Origin of the sequence: Alcanivorax sp. (assembly GCF_019431375.1) — a bacterium.
GTDB lineage: Bacteria > Pseudomonadota > Gammaproteobacteria > Pseudomonadales > Alcanivoracaceae > Alcanivorax > Alcanivorax jadensis_A.
Genome location: NZ_CP080267.1, coordinates 2,166,720 through 2,183,522 on the forward strand (window position 1 = coordinate 2,166,720; position 16,803 = coordinate 2,183,522).

Sequence of the window (16,803 nt, forward strand, 5' to 3'; positions counted from 1 at the left end):
CGCCTGCGACTAATCCTCCCTACACAATACCCGCCCGCAGGGGCTCCACGGGTTTTGTAGGAGCACCGCTTGAGGCGCGAACAGGGTCGAGTTGCGACAAGCGGGTTACGGAAAACAAAACGCTTTTCGAACCCCACCCTGGACTCACTGCCAATGCGGTTCGCGCCTCAAGCGGCGCTCCTGCAATAAAAAAGGCCGCGCCGGGGATCCGGGGCGGCCTCTTGGTTTGGGTTTCAATGCCGTTCGGCAGCTTGCTCCTACAACGATTTCTCCGGCATGGGCAACGCGGGCAATTCCCCGTCCAGTTGCTGCAGGCGACGCTCGAATGCTTTCTGCGCCTTGCTGGTATCGCCCAGTGCCTGATACAGGCGTGACAGTTCGGCCAGGGCAGTGGCGCTCTGGCTGGAATTGGCGGCGGCTTCGAAGAAGCCCTGGGCCTTGCCCCACAGGCGGGCCTTCAACGCCACCCGTCCGGCGGTAATCAGCACCGCCGCATTGCCTGGCCGTTCTGCCAGCCAGCCTTCCAGCACCTGTAGCAGGTCATCCGGGGAAATATCATCGATGGCTTCCAGTACCGGCGGCAGGCGGTCGTCCCACTGCTGAGTAAGCTGTTCGCGGACCAGATTCAGCGCGCCCTTGCCGCCGCCAAGCTGGGCCAGGAAACCGGTATAACGGGCCACCATGGCAGGATCATTCTTCAGGTGTACCGGCACATCCTTCCACAGCTTGCGCAGCTCCTCGCGACGACTGTCCGCATCATTGAAGCCGGGCTTGCGCGCGGTTTCCTGCAGCAGGGCCAGCCAGGCCCGGCGTTCGCGACGGGACTCCTTACCCTCACCGAAGGCGCGCTTGAGACGCGGCATCAGGGCGCACAGGGCCGGCCAGTCCTTCTGGCTTTCCAACACTTCCGCATAGGTGCGCAGAATGCGCTTGTTACGGGGTGCCAGATCCGCCAGCACCTTCAGTTCCTGACGAGCCTGTTCCGGATAGCCATCGTCCAGGGCGAAGCGGGCCTTCATCAGCCCGGCTACCAGCCGGCCACGGCGGTCGCTACTGGCATGGTCCAGATACCGCTGGCTGGCCTCCACATTCTCCTGCTCCTGGGCGGCTTCCGCGGCCAGCAGCCAGGCCAGCAAGGGCCAGTCGCCATCTTCACCGGCGGCAACCAGCAGCCGCTCGGCCTTTTCCTGCTCCCCATCCACCAGTTGCAGAAAACCACTGCGCAGACGCCGCGCTGCCACTGCTTTTTTCCAGCGACGGGTAGCACGAACCGGCTCCAGAATATTCCAGGCGGCATTGCCGAGCAGGGTCAGAATGACAATGGCCACCACCGCCAGCAGTGCCGCCAGCACCACAAAGCCCAGGGTAGTATCCATGGAGAAATCATCACGAATTACCAGCACATAGCCAGAATCCGCCGCCATCCAGCGCCCCAGAGCCAGAGCAGCAACCAGGGCGATGACGATCAGCAGGGCGATTTTTTTCATGCACCGCCCTCCTTGCGTTTCAACTCTTCAATGGCCGCCAGCCCCGCACCAATCTCCGGCAGGGCCTGGGCAACGCTGCTGCCACCCAGCTCTTTCAGGGCCTTGCGCATCTGCGCCGCCCGCGGCTCATCCTCACGGAACCACTGGGCCAGCGTGGTACGCGCATTATCCAGTGCCTGCTGGTACGCCTTGGCACGGCCCTGCATCAGGGCCAGTTGTGCCTGCTGCAGACTGCCATCCAGAGTGAGCCGTACCAGGGACGCCTGTTCTGCGGACAACGGCAGGGGCACAGCGCCTTCATGGTGGCGCACATTGATGGGCAAACGGTCGAGCACGTCCTGCCACCAGGGCTGACTCACGTCCGGCATATCCCTTTCGGGAGGGGCTTCTTCTACCGGCACCGCCAGCTCGGCAACGATCTGACGCAGAGCACCAAGACGCAGGACCATGCCCTGCACGTCCACCTGGCCTGCACCGCTGAGTTTTTCCATATCCATGGCCAGTGCCTGGCGAGCAGGCAGCGCCTTGGGATCGTCCAGGCGGGCCAGGGTTTCATCGGCGGCTTTCAGCAAGCGCCGCGCTGCAGAGGCATCCTGGGTCAGCAGCAACCGCTGACTAGCCAGACTGGCCAGTGCCCGGGCCTCGTTGACCAGCCACAGGGTCTGGCCACCGCTTTGCATGTCGGCCAACACTGCCCGGTCCTTGACCATGCGGGCGGACAACTCTGCCTGCTTTTTCTCGAAGGAAGACAGCGCACCCTGGACGTCACTGCGCTGGCTGGCCATGGCCGCTTTCAATTCGCTGATCTGACCGGCAAGACCGGCTTTTTCCTTCTGCATCTGCTGGAACTGCTGCCAGCCCCACCAGCCACCGGCCCCCAGGGCCGCCAGAACCACCAACACCACCAGTACTACCCAGACGCTCATGCCTGTCTGGCGGGAATAAAGACGTTCCTGCGTCATGTCAGCTCCATGTTCTGATTATCTGGCACCCCAAAACCCCGAAACCGGTTCTAACGGGCGATCCTCTGCGAAAACCTTAATTGGGGCTGCGCTGAGTGTCCATTAAACAATGTAATAGGAAGGGCAAACAGGGCATGAAATCGCGAGATGGATTACAAAACACTACTTTCGCAATATGAAAAGTCGGTTCTTTGCTCCGCTCCCGCAAGGGGACGAAAAGAGATCGACTATGCACGTTCTTCAAGCGGAGGTCAGGGCGGCCAGCATGTCTTCATCATGGGCACTGACCGCCACTCGCATTGGGCCAGTATGTTGTACACGGATATGTGCAGCCACTCGTTCTCCTGCAGCCACGATTCCAGCGCCAGCGGGGATTTTCTCGCTGATCGCCTGCCAGCTTTCCACACTGGTCACCATGACCCAGTCGCATGACTCGGGGCAATGGAAATCGGCGCTGGGCAAACGACGGTAAAACGGCAGGGTGACAACCTCCGCGCCGCGCTCGGCAAGGGTTTGCGCCAGCAACTCCCGACCGCTTTCACCGCGGCACAGCAGCACTTTCTTTTCCGCCAGTTGTTGCAGGCAAGGCAGGGATAACACCGCTTCGGAATTGAAACCGCCGTTGGGCACCGTGGGCTGCAGATGCCAGCGGCTGATTTCCGCCGCGGTGGCCTTGCCCACTGCCAGCCAGTGAACGCCTACAGGCCACTGGGGCCACAGATCCGCCATGGCGGACAGGGCCAGGCGGGCGGCGTTACTGCTGGCAAAGAAGACGGCGTGGAACAGATCCAGGTCCATGAGAACCCGGCGGGTGGCATCGCTAAGCGGCAGCGGCTCGATATGCAGGGCCGGGCTGTGCAGGGGCTCATGACCCGCGTGACGCAGGGCATCCATTAACGCCTGCTGCTGCCCCCGGGGACGGGTAACCAGCACCTGCATGGTGATCAGCCCCGCTCGTAGAGCGCCTTGAGGATCTCGTCCGCGCCCTGGGCCAGCAGTTGCTCGGCAATCTCCACGCCCAGCTCCGCGCCGCGCTCACGGGGAGCACGACCTTCCGCGCGCAACACCTGCTTGCCGTTTTCTTCGGCAACCAGCCCGCGCAGCCATAGCTGTCCATCTTCCAGCAGGGCAAAACCGGCAATTGGCACCTGGCAGCCGCCCTCCAGGCGACGATTCATGGCCCGTTCGGCCACGACTCTATCCCAGGTATCCCGGTCGCTGAGCGGGCTGAGCAACTCGATGGTACGAGTGTCGCCATCACGACATTCGATACCGACCGCCCCCTGCCCTACCGCCGGCAGGGATTCCTCCGGGGGCATTTCGTAACGGATCCGCTCGTGCATTTCCAGACGCTTGAGACCGGCAGCGGCGAGAATGATGGCGTCGAACTCGCCGGCATCCAGCTTGCCCAGCCGGGTCTGCACATTACCGCGCAGGCTTTTCACCACCAGATCCGGCCGATTGGCCTGCACCTGGGCCTGACGGCGCAGGCTGGAGGTGCCCACACAGGCACCCTCGGGCAGGGCAGACAGGCTGTCATGGTGATTGGAAACAAAGGCATCGCGAGGATCTTCCCGCTCACAGATCACCGGCAACGCAAAGCCCTCCGGCAATTCCATGGGGACATCCTTCATGGAATGCACGGCGATATCTGCACGGCCGTCCATGATTGCCTCTTCCAGCTCTTTCACGAACAGCCCCTTGCCACCAATCTTGGCCAGCGGGGTATCGAGAATCTTGTCCCCCTGGGTCTTGATCCGCACCAGCTCCACGCTCAACCCCTCGTGCAGACTTTCCAGACGCTGCTGAACGTATTCCGCCTGCCAGATGGCAAGGGGGCTGGAACGGGTGGCGATACGCAAGACTTCGCGGGACATGGGAGATCCTGTCGGTTCTGAAATGAGGAGGACAGTTTACAGGAAAAGCGGCATCAAGCTTCAAGCTGCAAGCTGCAACACGCCAGAAAGGATGTTGCGATTTTAAACGACAGGGGCCGCGTCCAGACTCTGGACGCGGCCCCTGTGCTGAAGATCAGTCAAACCTCTGTGCCGCGTTGTAGCTTGCAGCTTGAAGCTTGTAGCTGTCTTTCTCAGTTGCCGTAAACCACTACGGTAAACTCCGCCAGCACCCCGAAGAAGTTCTGGGACTCGTAATCCACATGATGGATCTCGGTGATGCCGCCGTTGCGGGCGGCGGTCTGGATGCTGGCGTCGCCGGAAGCAATGATGCCGAGAATCGAGCGGGTGCTTGCCCGGCCAACCCGGGTGGGCTTCTCGGTGGAGGCGGTGGCGGTGAGTGGCGCTTTCACATTGCCATAGAGCAGACCGGTGACCGGCATGGTGGCGGAAGCACAGCCGCTCAGTGCTGCGGCGCTGACCAGCAGAAGAAGAAGCTTTTTCATGGCAGGTTTCCTGTTCTTGTTATTTGATCGCTAGAAACATGGGGATGCCAAGGCTAGCACGCCCGTGAAGCTCTGTTAACGACTACAGATTCTGCAGCACCCGGCGCAGACCCGCTACATGGCGGCGGCTGACAGTGAGTCGTTCATCGATGCCGCGCAGCCGTACCTGATGGTGGCCGGCGGTGGCCATTTCCATACCTTCGATAAACTTCAACGCCACCAGGGCATTACGGTGAATGCGCACAAACTGGTCACCGAATTCAGTCTCCAGCTCCTTGAGGGTTTCGTCGATCAGCACTTCGCCCTCGCCGGAGCAGACGGTCACATACTTCTGGTCAGCCAGGAAATAACGCACCTCATCCACCGGCACCAGCTCCAGCCCGCGATGGGTGCGGGCGCTGATGTGTCCACGGCGGCGGGGTTTTTCCTCGCTGACTTCCTTGCCGATTTCCGCCAGCTGCACCCGATTCAGAGTGCGGGCCTTGCCCAGAGCCGTTGCCAGATCATCGGCGCTGACCGGCTTGAGCAGATAATCCACCGCATGGACCTTGAAGGCCTGCAGGGCATGCTCATCATAGGCGGTGCAGAAGATCAGAGCCGGAGGATTGTCCATCTTGCTGAGATGCTCGGCAGCTTCCATGCCATCCATTTCCGGCATGCGAATATCCATGAGGATCACGTCCGGCCTGGTGGCCTGGGCCTGCTCAATGGCTTCCCGGCCATTGGCCGCTTCTGCCACCACTTCAACCCCGTCGGCTTTCTCCACCAGCCTCTTGAGCCGGTCGCGCGCCAGTTGTTCGTCATCACACACAAGCACCCGCATAATTCCCATCCTTTTTATTTCAGCGGATATCGGATTTCTATCTCGTATTCTTTTTGTTGCGGTCGGGATTCAACCGCCACCCCGTCACCATACAGCGCTTCCAGCCGGTGACGAATATTCTCCAGTGCCATACGGTTTCCTTTGTGGTGCCCATCGCCTTCCGGCTTTGGGTTACTCACCGACAACACCAACTCGCCATTTTCTGCCAGAGCCCGGATAGTCACCACACCACCTGCAGATAATGGCTGTATGCCATGATAAATGGCATTTTCGAGCAAGGGTTGCAAGGTTAACAGCGGAATCATCACGCTTTTTGCTTCCACGCGAATATCCCATTCCACTTGTAAACGCTCACCCATGCGCAGCTGCTCAATGTGAATATAGCGCCGACACAGCTCCAGTTCCTCATCCAGCGTTGCTTCGTTGCCAATATTCTTCAAGCTGGCACGAAACAACACCGACAGGTCTTCCACCACTTGCTCGGCGGCATCCGGATCCACCGCGATCAGGCTGGCGATAATGTTCATGGAATTAAACAGGAAATGCGGGCGAATCCGCGACTGCAAGGCCTGGATACGGGCCTGCAATTCCGCCTGCCCCTTCTGGCGCAGCTGCTCCTGCACGTAGAAATAACGCATGACCAGGCCGGCGATAATGGCGGCAATCAGGCTGTTAACCGCAATTTCCTGGGTCCACAGGGAGCCCGGCATCAGATTCCCGGTGACCCAGCTCATCACCAGGCCGGCCACCACGCTGAACAGCAGGGTATCGACCACCACCAGCAGCACCACCGCCACCGCCGCCCAGGCCGGTGCCAGGCGATTGAGCCGCGCTCGCAACTGGCAGACCAGCGCCGCCGAGGTCAGCCCCACCCATTGTACAAACAGGGAGGTAATGGCCAGCCGGCCCATGCTGAAATCGCTGTAGTAGGTAGCTACCAGGTTGATCACCAGAGCCATGAGCTCGGCCACCACCACGACCACCAGCACCGCGCGGGTGCTGCACAGATCGGGCAGGAAACTGGAGTTGGGCTGGTCGTCCGTGGCCGCCATTGAAGCTCCTGTCAGTAAAAATCACTAGTTACAGGCAGTTATACCTGAAGCGGGCACGTCACCCAAGCAATACCAGCTAATGTTCAGGGGGTCGCCGGTCCCTGCTATACTGCGCGCCTCGCAAATCCGGCTTTATGCATGGGAACCGTACGATGACCGACAAGCAGCAGAACAAACTCTGGGGCGGCCGCTTCAGCGAATCCACCGACCAGTTCGTGCAGGAATTCACCGCCAGCGTGAATTTTGACCGGCGCATGTACCGTCAGGACATCTTCGGTTCCCAGGCCCACGCCACCATGCTGGCGGAGGTGGGCGTGCTCACCGATGAGGAGCGCGACGCCATCATCAACGGCCTGGCGGAAATCCAGAAAGAGATCGAAGCCGGCGAATTCCAGTGGTCCGTGGCCCTGGAAGACGTGCACATGAACATCGAGGCGCGACTCACCGACAAGATCGGCATTACCGGCAAGAAGCTGCACACCGGCCGNAGGCCGCCGATGACAGCGTGGACGAAGCCACCCTGAACGAAGTGGAGCGTTCCGCCTGCCCCACCTGCGGCTCCTGCTCCGGCATGTTCACCGCCAACTCCATGAACTGCCTGACCGAGGCGCTGGGCCTGTCCCTGCCGGGGAACGGCTCCCTGTTGGCCACCCATGCGGATCGCCGTGAGCTGTTCCTGGAAGCCGGTCGTCGCATCGTCGATGTGGCCAAGCTGTACTACGAGCAGGATGTGGAGGCAGTTCTGCCGCGCAATATCGCGTCCTTCAAGGCCTTCGAGAACGCCATGAGCCTGGATATCGCCATGGGCGGCTCCACCAATACCGTGCTGCACTTGCTGGCCGCCGCCCTGGAAGGCGAAGTGGACTTCACCATGGCCGATATCGACCGCCTGAGCCGCAAGGTGCCCTGCCTGTCGAAAGTGGCCCCGACAGCCCCCGGCGCCCGCCGCCTTCAACAGCAGCACCCCGTTCTTCGCCGACACCATGGCTTTCAGCCAGTGGCTGCAGTGGGTGTTTATCGCCCGCTTCCGCGCCATTCTGGATGCCGACCATCCCCTGCCCGGCCAGTGCGATGTGAGCCCCATGGCGGAAGAGGCGCTGAAGGGAATGGACCAGGATGTCAGCGAGATCATTGATCTGTTGAAGCAGTTCGACGAGCACTTTTAAGGTAGCGGCAACACGAAGCCGGGGGCTCGTATCTGTAGGAGCGTCGCTGGCGGCGCGATTCGAGCCTTAGCGAGGATTTGGGATTCAATGTAGGAGCACCGCTTGAGGTGCGAACCGGGCGTAGCGAGGGTACAGAAACCGAAGTCTGCCAGTCATTCTTTCTGAAACCTGTCGAGCCCTGGCGCCCCTGATCGCCCTGCGGTCGATGTCCGCGCAAGCGCGGTTCGCATGTCGCAGATCCCCTGAGGGACAAGCATGGTTATTCGCTTCGCTCACCCTTCGGGCCGCACGGAACTACGTGCGTTACTCCGCTGCGCTCCGTTCCTACAAGCGGCTTCGTAGAAATGATGAAGTCTTTGGAACTTTCCAGTCTGTCCCTATCCAACCAGCGTAGCTCGTAGCTCGTAGCTCGTAGCTCGTAGCTCGTAGCTCGTAGCTCGTAGCTCGTAGCTCGTAGCTCGTAGCTCGTAGCTCGTAGCTCGTAGCTCGTAGCTTGGTAGCTACCGAATCACGCTATCCCGCAATAACGCCCGCCAGTCTGACTCGGCTTCGCCGGCCGACAATGTCCACAACCAGTCACCGTTTTCATCCAAGGCTTCCAGCGCCGTGATCACCTGCCCATCACCGGGCTTACGCAGACGCCACAGACTGTGCATCTTTGCCATGTCCAGCGATACCAGGGCACCGTTATGGGCCAGATGACAATGGCTGTCTTGCCAGCGCGGTGACGACCAGGGTGCGGTCATGCACAGACGCACACCTTGATTGCCGACACACAGCGTGGTCGCTTCGTCACGCCGCGAGGCTTCCGCCAGCACCGCCGGCAGGGTTTCCGGGCGTACCGGGCAGGCAAAACTATCCCGCACCGAACGATAAAGAACAGAACGCTGGTTATCACAACGCTGCAGCAGGTGGGTGAAATCCTCGTCATCGGCGCTGCCGGCCCAGTCCCGTTCCAGCTGAGAGAGCGGTCCCAGCTCACCCGCTACAGCCCGGGGCAGACCGGCCGGCAGATTCAGTCTTTGCTGATCGGGATGCAGCATGGCGCAGACCAGTTCCTCGAATGCCAGGCCACCACTGTCCGGGGCCACTGCCATCTGCTGCAACGGCTGCCCCTGGCGATCAAAAAACACCAGACTGCGAGCCGGCAAGGCGCCGGTGGGCTCCAGTACCGCCAGCACCGAATGCCATTGGGATACCTGCAGGCTCTGCCGCAACCGGCAACGATCCCCCACTGATTCCAGCCACCACTCGCCCTCATGGAACGCCGGATAATGCATGTTCTGGGAAACCCGCGAGCCACTGGTAAAGGTGGTCACCACCAGGGAGCCGAGCCGGTAGAGAGCCTTGAGAATGGCCAGCGGTTCATCCTGTAACCGTAAAACCCGATCACCGAGTGCGGCACCGCACTGACGAAGCAGCGGGGATGCCGCCGGCGCCGGGGACCACGCCACTACTGACATGCTGCCTCCAGATCGCGCGCACCATCGATAGGTGTCGACGGTGCTTGTTATTAGGTGTGGAAAGCTGGCAGCGGCTGGCGATCCACGTCAGGGAGAAAGGTTCCGGCGCCGACAGCACTGCCACAGGCAAAACACCTAATGTCAGTCAGCGCACGGCAAATAAACGTTACTTGGTAAGGATCAACCGGTTGTTGGAGGTGCGGCGCAGTAAATAGCGCTCCCCCGCGTGCTCGATCCACAGCTTGCCCTGATGATTCAACAGCAGGCTGCTGGCAACACTGCTTTCTGCATTGATAGAAACCCGGCGGGTGGTAGCAGTGACGTTCTTCTTGAGCTGAGTCATATTGGCCTCCTTGTCTGCATATGAGAATCATTATCATTACTGATTGGGAAACCGTCAACGCTCTTTTCGGATTTTCTGATGGGGATCACAAACAGCGCCGTAACCCAGATGATCAAAGGCCAGACTGTAGGAGCGCCGCTCTCTGTGCTCTGCGAGTATGAGGCGCGAATCTCGCTTGCGAGGAAATCGCCCAAAGGGCGATCAGGGATTGCAGAGCACACTGATCTTTTCCAGATAATCCCCCTGGATTTGAACCGTCTGCCGCCTCCCCAAACTTGAACCGCGCCTCAAGTCTCCCGCCCGCCAACGTTTTTACGTTCCCCTATCGAAAGCCCTGCTCAACCGCGCTAGACTGAAATCATGAATACCGCGATGGCACACCCCATGACCGAATCCCCCCAGGAACGTCTGGCCGCTATCCTGGATAGCCACCAGCCCTCCTCCATTGTTACCGTCAGCCTCAATCCCATCCCCGTCGTCAGCCAATGGTGCAAGGATCACGACTGCAAGCTGGTGGAAATCCAGGAGCAGGATCCCTTTGCGGCACTGGAAGAGATCGAACGGGTGGATATGGCGATCGTGGCCGACCAGCTGGAATACATGAGCCAGCGGGACGGCGAAGCCCTGATGGGCTTGCTGCGCAACCTGCATACTGACTCCATGGTGGCGGTGTACCAGCCCAACCTGGCCCCGCAGAAACTGCGCTGGCCCAGCAACGGGTTTCTGGCACTGGGTTGCCGGGAACAGGGCCACTTTGCCCAGGATGGCCGCGAGCTGAACATCTACAGCTACGACCTGGACAACTACAACTTCGAGCGCAAATGGAACAACCCGCGCTTCTGGGCCAACCCGGAAAACTGGGGCAAATACTGGTGGTGAATCCCCCCACCGGTTATTCCGTAGGGTGCACTGAGCCTAGGGCGAACTGCACCCTACCTGCAGCCAACCCCGTTACACGATCTTCCCCCCGCAAGATCGCAACACCTATTCGCCCGCTTTCTCTGTGAACTGCGCGCCCGCTGTGGTGAAATAGCGGCTTTCCCGCTACACCTTACAGCCGATATGATCAGCCAACGTTTTCGCGAAATTCTCTTTTTCTGGTGGCGCAATCTTGGCCCGATCTTTCTGGTCACCGCGCCCTTTGCCCTGCTCACCGAAGCCAGCCAGTGGCTGTTTGGCCCCAGTTTTGTATTCCCGGAAGAAGCCGGCGGCGCCCTGCAGTTCAGCGGCATCAGCCTGGCCATCGTGCTGCTCAGCCGCCCTCTGGCCGAAGGCGCGCTGATTGCACAGCTGGCCGCCACCCGCTCTGGAAAACCTGCTGGCCTGCTGCAGTGTCTGGCAGCCGCCCTGTTGGTCTATCCGATGCTACTGGCCACCTATGCCATCATGGCCGTTGGTGTCTCTCTGGGCTGGCTGGCGTTTTTCTTCCCGGCCCTGTGGGTCTACACCCGCCTGTGTTTCGCGCCTTTCCTGGTCGTCCTGAAACGCCGCAATCCCATTGATGCCCTGCGACAATCCTTTGCCATGACAGAAGCCCAGCAGTGGCCACTGCTACTGATACTGGTGCTGGTTTTCCTGGCCTATCTGCTGATGAGCAGCATCCTGGCATCACTGGTCACCGCCGCCGTCAGCCAGCCCCAGGCTGCCGCACTGTTGGTGGGCCTGCCAGTGAGCCTGATCAGTGCTCTGGTCAATGTGGCGGTATTCCGCTACTGGGAAATGGCCCAGGACAGTGCCACGCACTAGAGCAAACCCGCGAGTGGTGGCCGCAACGTTTTCACTTCCCGCAGCCGCCACTCGCAAGCTGCCATACCACGGATACACCCGACACCAGCCACTGACGTTTTGTCACCGACTTCGACCAAAGCCGTCATGGCCAGCAGGAATTCATGGAACCGGAAGAGGCCTTTATCGCCGCCCTGGCCAGCTGCCATCTACTGTCATTTCTCACTGAAGCCGCCCGCGAAGGCCTGTCCGTGATCAGCTATGACGACGCCCCCGAAGCCGTCCTTGGCCAGAACGAGCAGGCAATGATCTATGTCCGGCAGGTATTGCTGCAGCCGCTGGTGACCTTCAGCGGCGAACAACCTGACGCCGGCAAGATCCAGGCCCTGCACCAGCGAGCCCACGAGAAGTGCTTTATTGCGCAATCGGTGAAGAGTGAAGTGTTGATTGAGCCGAGAGGGTAAGGCAGCTACAAGCTTCAAGCTACAACGCGGGCAAGGCCGTGCTAAACGGTTGGCGCCACACCCGCGTTATCCAGGCTGCTGTAGGAGCTATGCTTGCATGGCGAACCGAGCGTTGTGAGGCAGCAAAGGTCAAAGTCTGCCACCATGCTTTCTGGAGCCTGTCGAGCGCGGATATTCCTGATCGCCCTACGGTCGCTTTCCGCGCAAGCGCGGTTCGCATGTCGCAGATCCCCTGGGGGGCAAGCATAGCTGCTACAGCGGCTTCGTAGAAATAACCAGACCCGGGGGAACTTATGAGGCTTTCCCTATCCCACAAGCGTAGCTTGTAGCTTGTAGCTTGTAGCTTGTAGCTTGTAGCTTGTAGCTTGTAGCTTGTAGCTTGTAGCTTGTAGCTTGTAGCTTGTAGCTTGTAGCTTGTAGCTTGTAGCTTGTAGCTTGTAGCTTGTAGCTTGTAGCTCTTCCCTATTTCCGCTCGTAAACCACGAACGAATAATCGTAGGGATTCGGCCCTTCCGCCGAAAAATCTTCACGGCCAATCTCTTTCCATTCAGTGGTGTCGTACTCCGGGAACCAGGTATCGCCCTCCACCTCTGCATGCACTTCGGTGAGATAGAGCCGGTCGGCTTTCGGCAAGGCCAGCGCATAAATCTCGGCACCGCCCATCACCACCGCTTCGTCCTGCCCTTCGATGAAGGCCACGTTTTCCGCCATGGTCACCGCCTCATCCAGCGTCGCCACCACCTTGGCGCCTTCCGCCTGAAAATCCGGCTGGCGGGTAATGACGATATTGGTGCGACCGGGTAACGGCTTGCCCAGGGAGTCCCAGGTCTTGCGGCCCATGATCACTGGCTTGCCAAAGGTGACCTGCTTGAAGTATTTGAGGTCGTTGGGCAGATACCAGGGCAGCTTGTTATTGCGGCCAATCACATTATTGCTGGCCTTGGCGACCATCAGAGAAAGACGAATGGACATGAAAAAACTCTATAGTCTGACGTCGGACGTCTGAAGTCGGACGCAAGGATTTTTGTCGTCTGACGTCGGACCTCCGACGTCAGACTCGTCTCAAATCGCCACCGGCGCCTTGATATGGGCGTGGGGCTCGTAATCGCTCAGGGTGAAATCCTCGAAGGTAAAGGCAAACAGATCCTTCACTTCCGGGTTCAGGGTCATGGTGGGCAGCGAGCGCGGCTCCCGGGCAAGCTGGGTATCCGCCTGCTCCAGATGATTGGAGTACAGGTGCGCATCCCCCAGGGTATGGACGAAATCGCCGGGCTCCAGATCACAGACCTGCGCCATCATCAACGTCAGCAACGCATAGGAGGCGATGTTGAACGGCACGCCCAGGAAGATATCGCCGCTGCGTTGATACAGCTGGCAGCTCAACTTGCCATCCGCCACGTAGAACTGAAACAGGCAGTGACAAGGGGGTAGCGCCTGTTTGCCGGCGGCGGCATTGGCATCCGGAGAAATGGACGGGTCCGGCAGCACCGCCGGGTTCCAGGCACTCACCACCAGACGGCGGGAATCCGGGTTACGCTTGATCTCTGCCAGCACCTCACTGATCTGGTCAACCACCTGGCCATCGTGGGTTTTCCAGCTGCGCCACTGCTCGCCGTAGACCGGCCCCAGCTCACCCTCCGGGGTCGCCCAGCCATCCCAGATCGACACCCCGTTTTCCTTCAAATAACGGATATTGGTATCGCCGGACAGAAACCACAGCAGCTCACGAATGATCGAGCGCAGATGCAGCTTCTTGGTGGTGACCATGGGAAACCCTTCACTCAGATCAAACCGCATCTGGTGGCCAAACACCGCGTAAGTGCCTGTGCCGGTACGGTCTTCCTTGAAGGTGCCATGCTCACGCACATGGCGCAGCAGATCGAGATATTGCTTCATGAACGACTCCCGGAAGGGGTAACGGCGCGATCATCATGACGGTAGGCCCACACCATCATGGCGGCACCGAGAAGTATCATCGGAATACTCAGCAGCATGCCCATGGTCAGCCAGCCACCGGCCAAATAACCCAGGTGGGCATCCGGCTCGCGGAAGAATTCTACAAAGGTGCGGCCCAGACCATAACCCACCCCGAACAGCCCGGTCACCGCCCCCGCCGGTCGGGGTTTGGCCGAATAGAACCACAGCACCAGAAACAGCATCACCCCCTCCAGCGCAAACTCGTACAGCTGGGAAGGGTGCCGTGGCAGGCGGTCCGGATCGGTGGGGAACACCATGGCCCAGGGCGCATCGCTGGTGCGCCCCCACAGCTCCGCATTGATGAAATTACCCAGACGACCGGTGGCCAGACCAATCGGCACCATGGGCACCATGAAATCCGCCACCTGGAAAAAACGCTTGTGGGTCTTGCGGCCAAACAGCCAGAACGCCACCAGCACACCAATGGCGCCACCATGGAAACTCATGCCGCCGTCCCACAGCTTGAACAGCCAGATAGGATCATCGAGAAACTTGCCGAAGTTATAGAACAGCACATAGCCCAGACGACCACCCAGGATCACCCCCATGGCGCCGTAGAAGACCAGGTCACCCACCTGGTCCTTGGTCCAGCCCGAGTTCGGTTTCTTGGCGCGATACACCCCCAGCAACCAGGCAGCAGCAAAGCCGATCATGTACATCAGGCCGTACCAGTGCACCTTGAGGGGACCAATGGCGATCGCCACCGGATCAATCTGCGGAAATTCCATAATGCCTATCCCAAAACCAGCCTGAGGCCGATGATAAACAACACCACCGCGAACACCTTTTTCAGCATGGCTGAAGGCAGCCGGTGGCTAAGTCGCGCCGCCAGTCGGGCGAACGGAAAACTGGTGAGCACTATACCGGCTGTTGCCGGTAAAAACACATAGCCCAGCGCCCCCTCGGGGAGCCGGGTTTCCTGCCAGCCGGCCACCGCAAAGCCCAGGGTGCCGGCGATGGCGATGGGCAGACCACAGGCGGATGCGATGGCCACCGCTTCCTGCATTTTCAGGCGGCACCAGCTCAAGAACGGCACCGTCAGCGAGCCGCCGCCGATACCGAAAATGGCGGAGCCGGTACCGATCAGCACCCCGGCTACACCCAGCCCCGCCGCGCCGGGCACCCGCTCCGGCAGGTTACCATCCGGCGCCTTGCGGCCCGTCAGTGCCATCTGCAGGGCAATCACCATGGCAAACAGACCAAACAACCGGGTCAGCAGTTCCCCTTTCATGGCATCGGCGATAAAGGCTCCGGCGAAGGCCCCCAGCACAATCCCCACGCCCAGCCGCAACACCACCGGCCAGCGAACAAAGCCCGCCTTGTGATGGGTGCGCACCGCGCTGATGGAGGTAATCATGATCGTGCTCAGGGAGGTGGCCACCGCCATCTTCGCCACCAGGTCAGCCGGAAAGCCGAGCCCGTGAAACAGAAAGATCAGCGCCGGCACGATCACCACGCCACCGCCCAGGCCCAGCGCCCCGGCCAGCAGCCCGGCGCCGACACCGACCCCCAGACAAATCAGAAACAGTTCCCACATTGGCCGGCCCTTATGCCAATCACTCGCAAGGCAGGTATGCTAGCACGGTGAAACGCGGCACGCTGGACGCAACACGCCGCACGCAAAGCAACCGGATTCCCCCTTATGTGTATTGTTCTCTTTGATTGGCAGCCGGACTCTGACACCCCCTTGCGGATGGCCGCCAACCGGGACGAATTCCACGCCCGTCCCGCCGAGCCCGCCCGCTGGCGCGGCGATATCTTCTGCGGCCTGGACCTGACCGCCGGCGGCACCTGGCTGGGCATCCACCGCAATGGCCGCGTCGCCGTGGTCACCAACTACCGGGAACCCATTGCCGACCGGCAAACCGGCGAACGCTCCCGGGGCCTGCTGCCCCTGGCCTTCCTGGAAGGCAGCGACTCCCCGGAACAGTTCTGCCGGGAACTGGCCGAAGAACAACATCACTACGGCGCATTCAACCTGTTAGTCGGCACCCCTGACAGCCTCTGGTACCTGGGCAACCGCGGCGCCGCTCCACAAGCGGTCAGCCCCGGCATTCACGGCCTGTGCAACGGCCTGCTGGACGATCCCTGGCCCAAGGTGCAACGCGCCAAACAGCGCCTGGCGAACGCCATCAGCGCCGACAGCAGTCCGGAACAACTCATGGAGGTGGTCAACGATCACTACCAGCCGCCGGACAGCGAACTGCCCGATACCGGCGTCGGCATGGACCTGGAGCGTCTGGTGGCACCGGTCTTTATCCAGTCCCCCACCTACGGCACCCGCGCCAGCAGCGTGGTCCAACTGCACCGCAACAGCGACCCGATCATGCTGGAACAGGGCTGGTTGCCGGACGGCAGTCCCAACGGAAGCCTCCGGCATAGCTGAATTGCGTTAAACGGCTCTCACTGGCGGCAACTGTCAGTGATTTCCTACAGATATCCACTGGGCAGCCTGTTAGCGTTCCCTGCTTTGATCCGGCAAGGAAGCAGGAGAGGCTCATGGTCACGTCATCATTGCGGGCAGCAGACCGGCTGCCAACTACATCATCCCCCTACATCGCCACCATCACTTGCCAGGATGGCGCCCTTCTGGTCACCACACCGAATCACGACAATCCGCAGCCGGTCCGTCACGTCGCCGAAACCGTCACCACCCTGCAGGAAGGTGATCGGGTACTTTGCCTGCTTGATGACACTATCGGGGTGGTGGTCACCGACCGCATCGTTCCCCTGGCCGATAGCCACCCGGGCGCGGATCTGGTCACCGAACTGGACAATGGCCAGCTCCTCTTCGATGCCCCCAAAGGCCTGCTACTGCGTACCGGCGACGCCCAGATAGAGCTGCGCCCGGATGGCACCCTGCTGCTTGATGGGCGGGAAATCCACGCCATCGCCGACGGCATCAACCGCCTGCTTGGCGCCCGTATCGAACTGAACTGA

General features: G+C 60.5%; 18 protein-coding genes and 2 pseudogenes. 7 read left to right on the forward strand and 13 right to left on the reverse strand.

Translation table 11 applies throughout. The annotated features are described in order from the left end of the window. Positions 1-257 precede the first annotated feature (257 nt). The 7 genes from KZ772_RS10050 to KZ772_RS10080 all read right to left on the reverse strand — a co-directional run bounded on the left by KZ772_RS10050 (position 258) and on the right by KZ772_RS10080 (position 6,725). Positions 258-1,487, reverse strand: coding sequence for a heme biosynthesis HemY N-terminal domain-containing protein (locus KZ772_RS10050; protein ID WP_290536449.1), 1,230 nt, complete (start codon positions 1,485-1,487; stop codon positions 258-260). Further along, positions 1,484-2,449, reverse strand: coding sequence for a uroporphyrinogen-III C-methyltransferase (locus KZ772_RS10055; protein ID WP_290536450.1), 966 nt, complete (start codon positions 2,447-2,449; stop codon positions 1,484-1,486). Before KZ772_RS10055 ends, KZ772_RS10050 begins: the two co-directional genes overlap by 4 nt. Before the next feature lie 240 nt (positions 2,450-2,689). Further along, a complete protein-coding gene (locus tag KZ772_RS10060) occupies positions 2,690-3,388 on the reverse strand; it encodes a uroporphyrinogen-III synthase (RefSeq protein ID WP_290536451.1) in 699 nt (232 codons plus the stop codon). 5 nt (positions 3,389-3,393) lie between these two features. Further along, entirely contained in the window at positions 3,394-4,326 is a 933-nt protein-coding gene (gene hemC, locus KZ772_RS10065; RefSeq protein ID WP_290536452.1) for a hydroxymethylbilane synthase, read from the reverse strand. A gap of 212 nt (positions 4,327-4,538) precedes the next feature. Then, the gene (locus KZ772_RS10070) at positions 4,539-4,850 is read right to left on the reverse strand and encodes a TRL-like family protein (RefSeq protein ID WP_035245269.1); all 312 of its coding nucleotides are present in this window, start codon (positions 4,848-4,850) and stop codon (positions 4,539-4,541) included. Positions 4,851-4,932: 82 nt separating this feature from the next. Beyond that, entirely contained in the window at positions 4,933-5,673 is a 741-nt protein-coding gene (locus KZ772_RS10075) for a LytTR family DNA-binding domain-containing protein (protein WP_290511001.1), read from the reverse strand. 14 nt (positions 5,674-5,687) lie between these two features. Further along, positions 5,688-6,725, reverse strand: a complete 1,038-nt coding sequence (locus KZ772_RS10080; RefSeq protein WP_290536453.1) for a sensor histidine kinase — start codon at positions 6,723-6,725, stop codon at positions 5,688-5,690. Between the two features lie 152 nt (positions 6,726-6,877). Here KZ772_RS10080 and KZ772_RS18600 point away from each other — a divergent pair. Then, positions 6,878-7,653 (forward strand): annotated as a pseudogene (locus tag KZ772_RS18600) (dihydroxy-acid dehydratase); the annotation flags it as partial. 46 nt (positions 7,654-7,699) lie between these two features. Beyond that, positions 7,700-7,891: pseudogene (locus tag KZ772_RS10095) on the forward strand (YqcC family protein); the annotation flags it as partial. Positions 7,892-8,391: 500 nt separating this feature from the next. Here the strand turns inward: KZ772_RS10095 and KZ772_RS10100 are convergent. After that, a complete protein-coding gene (locus KZ772_RS10100; RefSeq protein WP_290536454.1) occupies positions 8,392-9,354 on the reverse strand; it encodes a ChuX/HutX family heme-like substrate-binding protein in 963 nt (320 codons plus the stop codon). A gap of 166 nt (positions 9,355-9,520) precedes the next feature. Further along, entirely contained in the window at positions 9,521-9,697 is a 177-nt protein-coding gene (gene hemP / locus KZ772_RS10105; RefSeq protein WP_062815611.1) for a hemin uptake protein HemP, read from the reverse strand. 384 nt (positions 9,698-10,081) lie between these two features. On the opposite strand from hemP, the gene KZ772_RS10110 reads away from it, so the two are divergent. The 3 genes from KZ772_RS10110 (at position 10,082) to KZ772_RS10120 (ending at position 11,886) form a co-directional block, all read left to right on the forward strand. After that, positions 10,082-10,576, forward strand: a complete 495-nt coding sequence (locus tag KZ772_RS10110; RefSeq protein ID WP_290536455.1) for a DUF6231 family protein — start codon at positions 10,082-10,084, stop codon at positions 10,574-10,576. Between the two features lie 183 nt (positions 10,577-10,759). Then, on the forward strand, positions 10,760-11,443 hold the full coding sequence (locus KZ772_RS10115) for a YciC family protein (protein WP_290536456.1): 684 nt from the start codon (positions 10,760-10,762) through the stop codon (positions 11,441-11,443). A gap of 143 nt (positions 11,444-11,586) precedes the next feature. Further along, positions 11,587-11,886: an OsmC family protein gene (locus KZ772_RS10120; RefSeq protein WP_290536457.1), complete on the forward strand. Its 300-nt coding sequence runs from the start codon at positions 11,587-11,589 to the stop codon at positions 11,884-11,886. Between the two features lie 462 nt (positions 11,887-12,348). Here KZ772_RS10120 and KZ772_RS10125 read toward each other — a convergent pair whose 3' ends face one another. From KZ772_RS10125 to KZ772_RS10140, 4 genes are all read right to left on the reverse strand, one after another. Beyond that, the gene (locus KZ772_RS10125) at positions 12,349-12,858 is read right to left on the reverse strand and encodes a dihydrofolate reductase (RefSeq protein ID WP_290536458.1); all 510 of its coding nucleotides are present in this window, start codon (positions 12,856-12,858) and stop codon (positions 12,349-12,351) included. 90 nt (positions 12,859-12,948) lie between these two features. After that, complete coding sequence (locus KZ772_RS10130; RefSeq protein WP_290536459.1) at positions 12,949-13,782, reverse strand: thymidylate synthase; 834 nt, start codon at positions 13,780-13,782, stop codon at positions 12,949-12,951. Further along, on the reverse strand, positions 13,779-14,591 hold the full coding sequence (lgt, locus tag KZ772_RS10135; protein ID WP_290536460.1) for a prolipoprotein diacylglyceryl transferase: 813 nt from the start codon (positions 14,589-14,591) through the stop codon (positions 13,779-13,781). Before lgt ends, KZ772_RS10130 begins: the two co-directional genes overlap by 4 nt. 5 nt (positions 14,592-14,596) lie before the next feature. Then, positions 14,597-15,400 carry a sulfite exporter TauE/SafE family protein gene (locus KZ772_RS10140; protein ID WP_290536461.1) on the reverse strand — a complete coding sequence of 268 codons (804 nt, stop codon included), beginning with the start codon at positions 15,398-15,400 and terminating at the stop codon, positions 14,597-14,599. 105 nt (positions 15,401-15,505) lie between these two features. Here KZ772_RS10140 and KZ772_RS10145 point away from each other — a divergent pair, with 105 nt between their 5' ends. Beyond that, positions 15,506-16,249: an NRDE family protein gene (locus tag KZ772_RS10145; protein WP_290536462.1), complete on the forward strand. Its 744-nt coding sequence runs from the start codon at positions 15,506-15,508 to the stop codon at positions 16,247-16,249. A gap of 113 nt (positions 16,250-16,362) precedes the next feature. Further along, a complete protein-coding gene (locus KZ772_RS10150; RefSeq protein ID WP_290536463.1) occupies positions 16,363-16,803 on the forward strand; it encodes a hypothetical protein in 441 nt (146 codons plus the stop codon).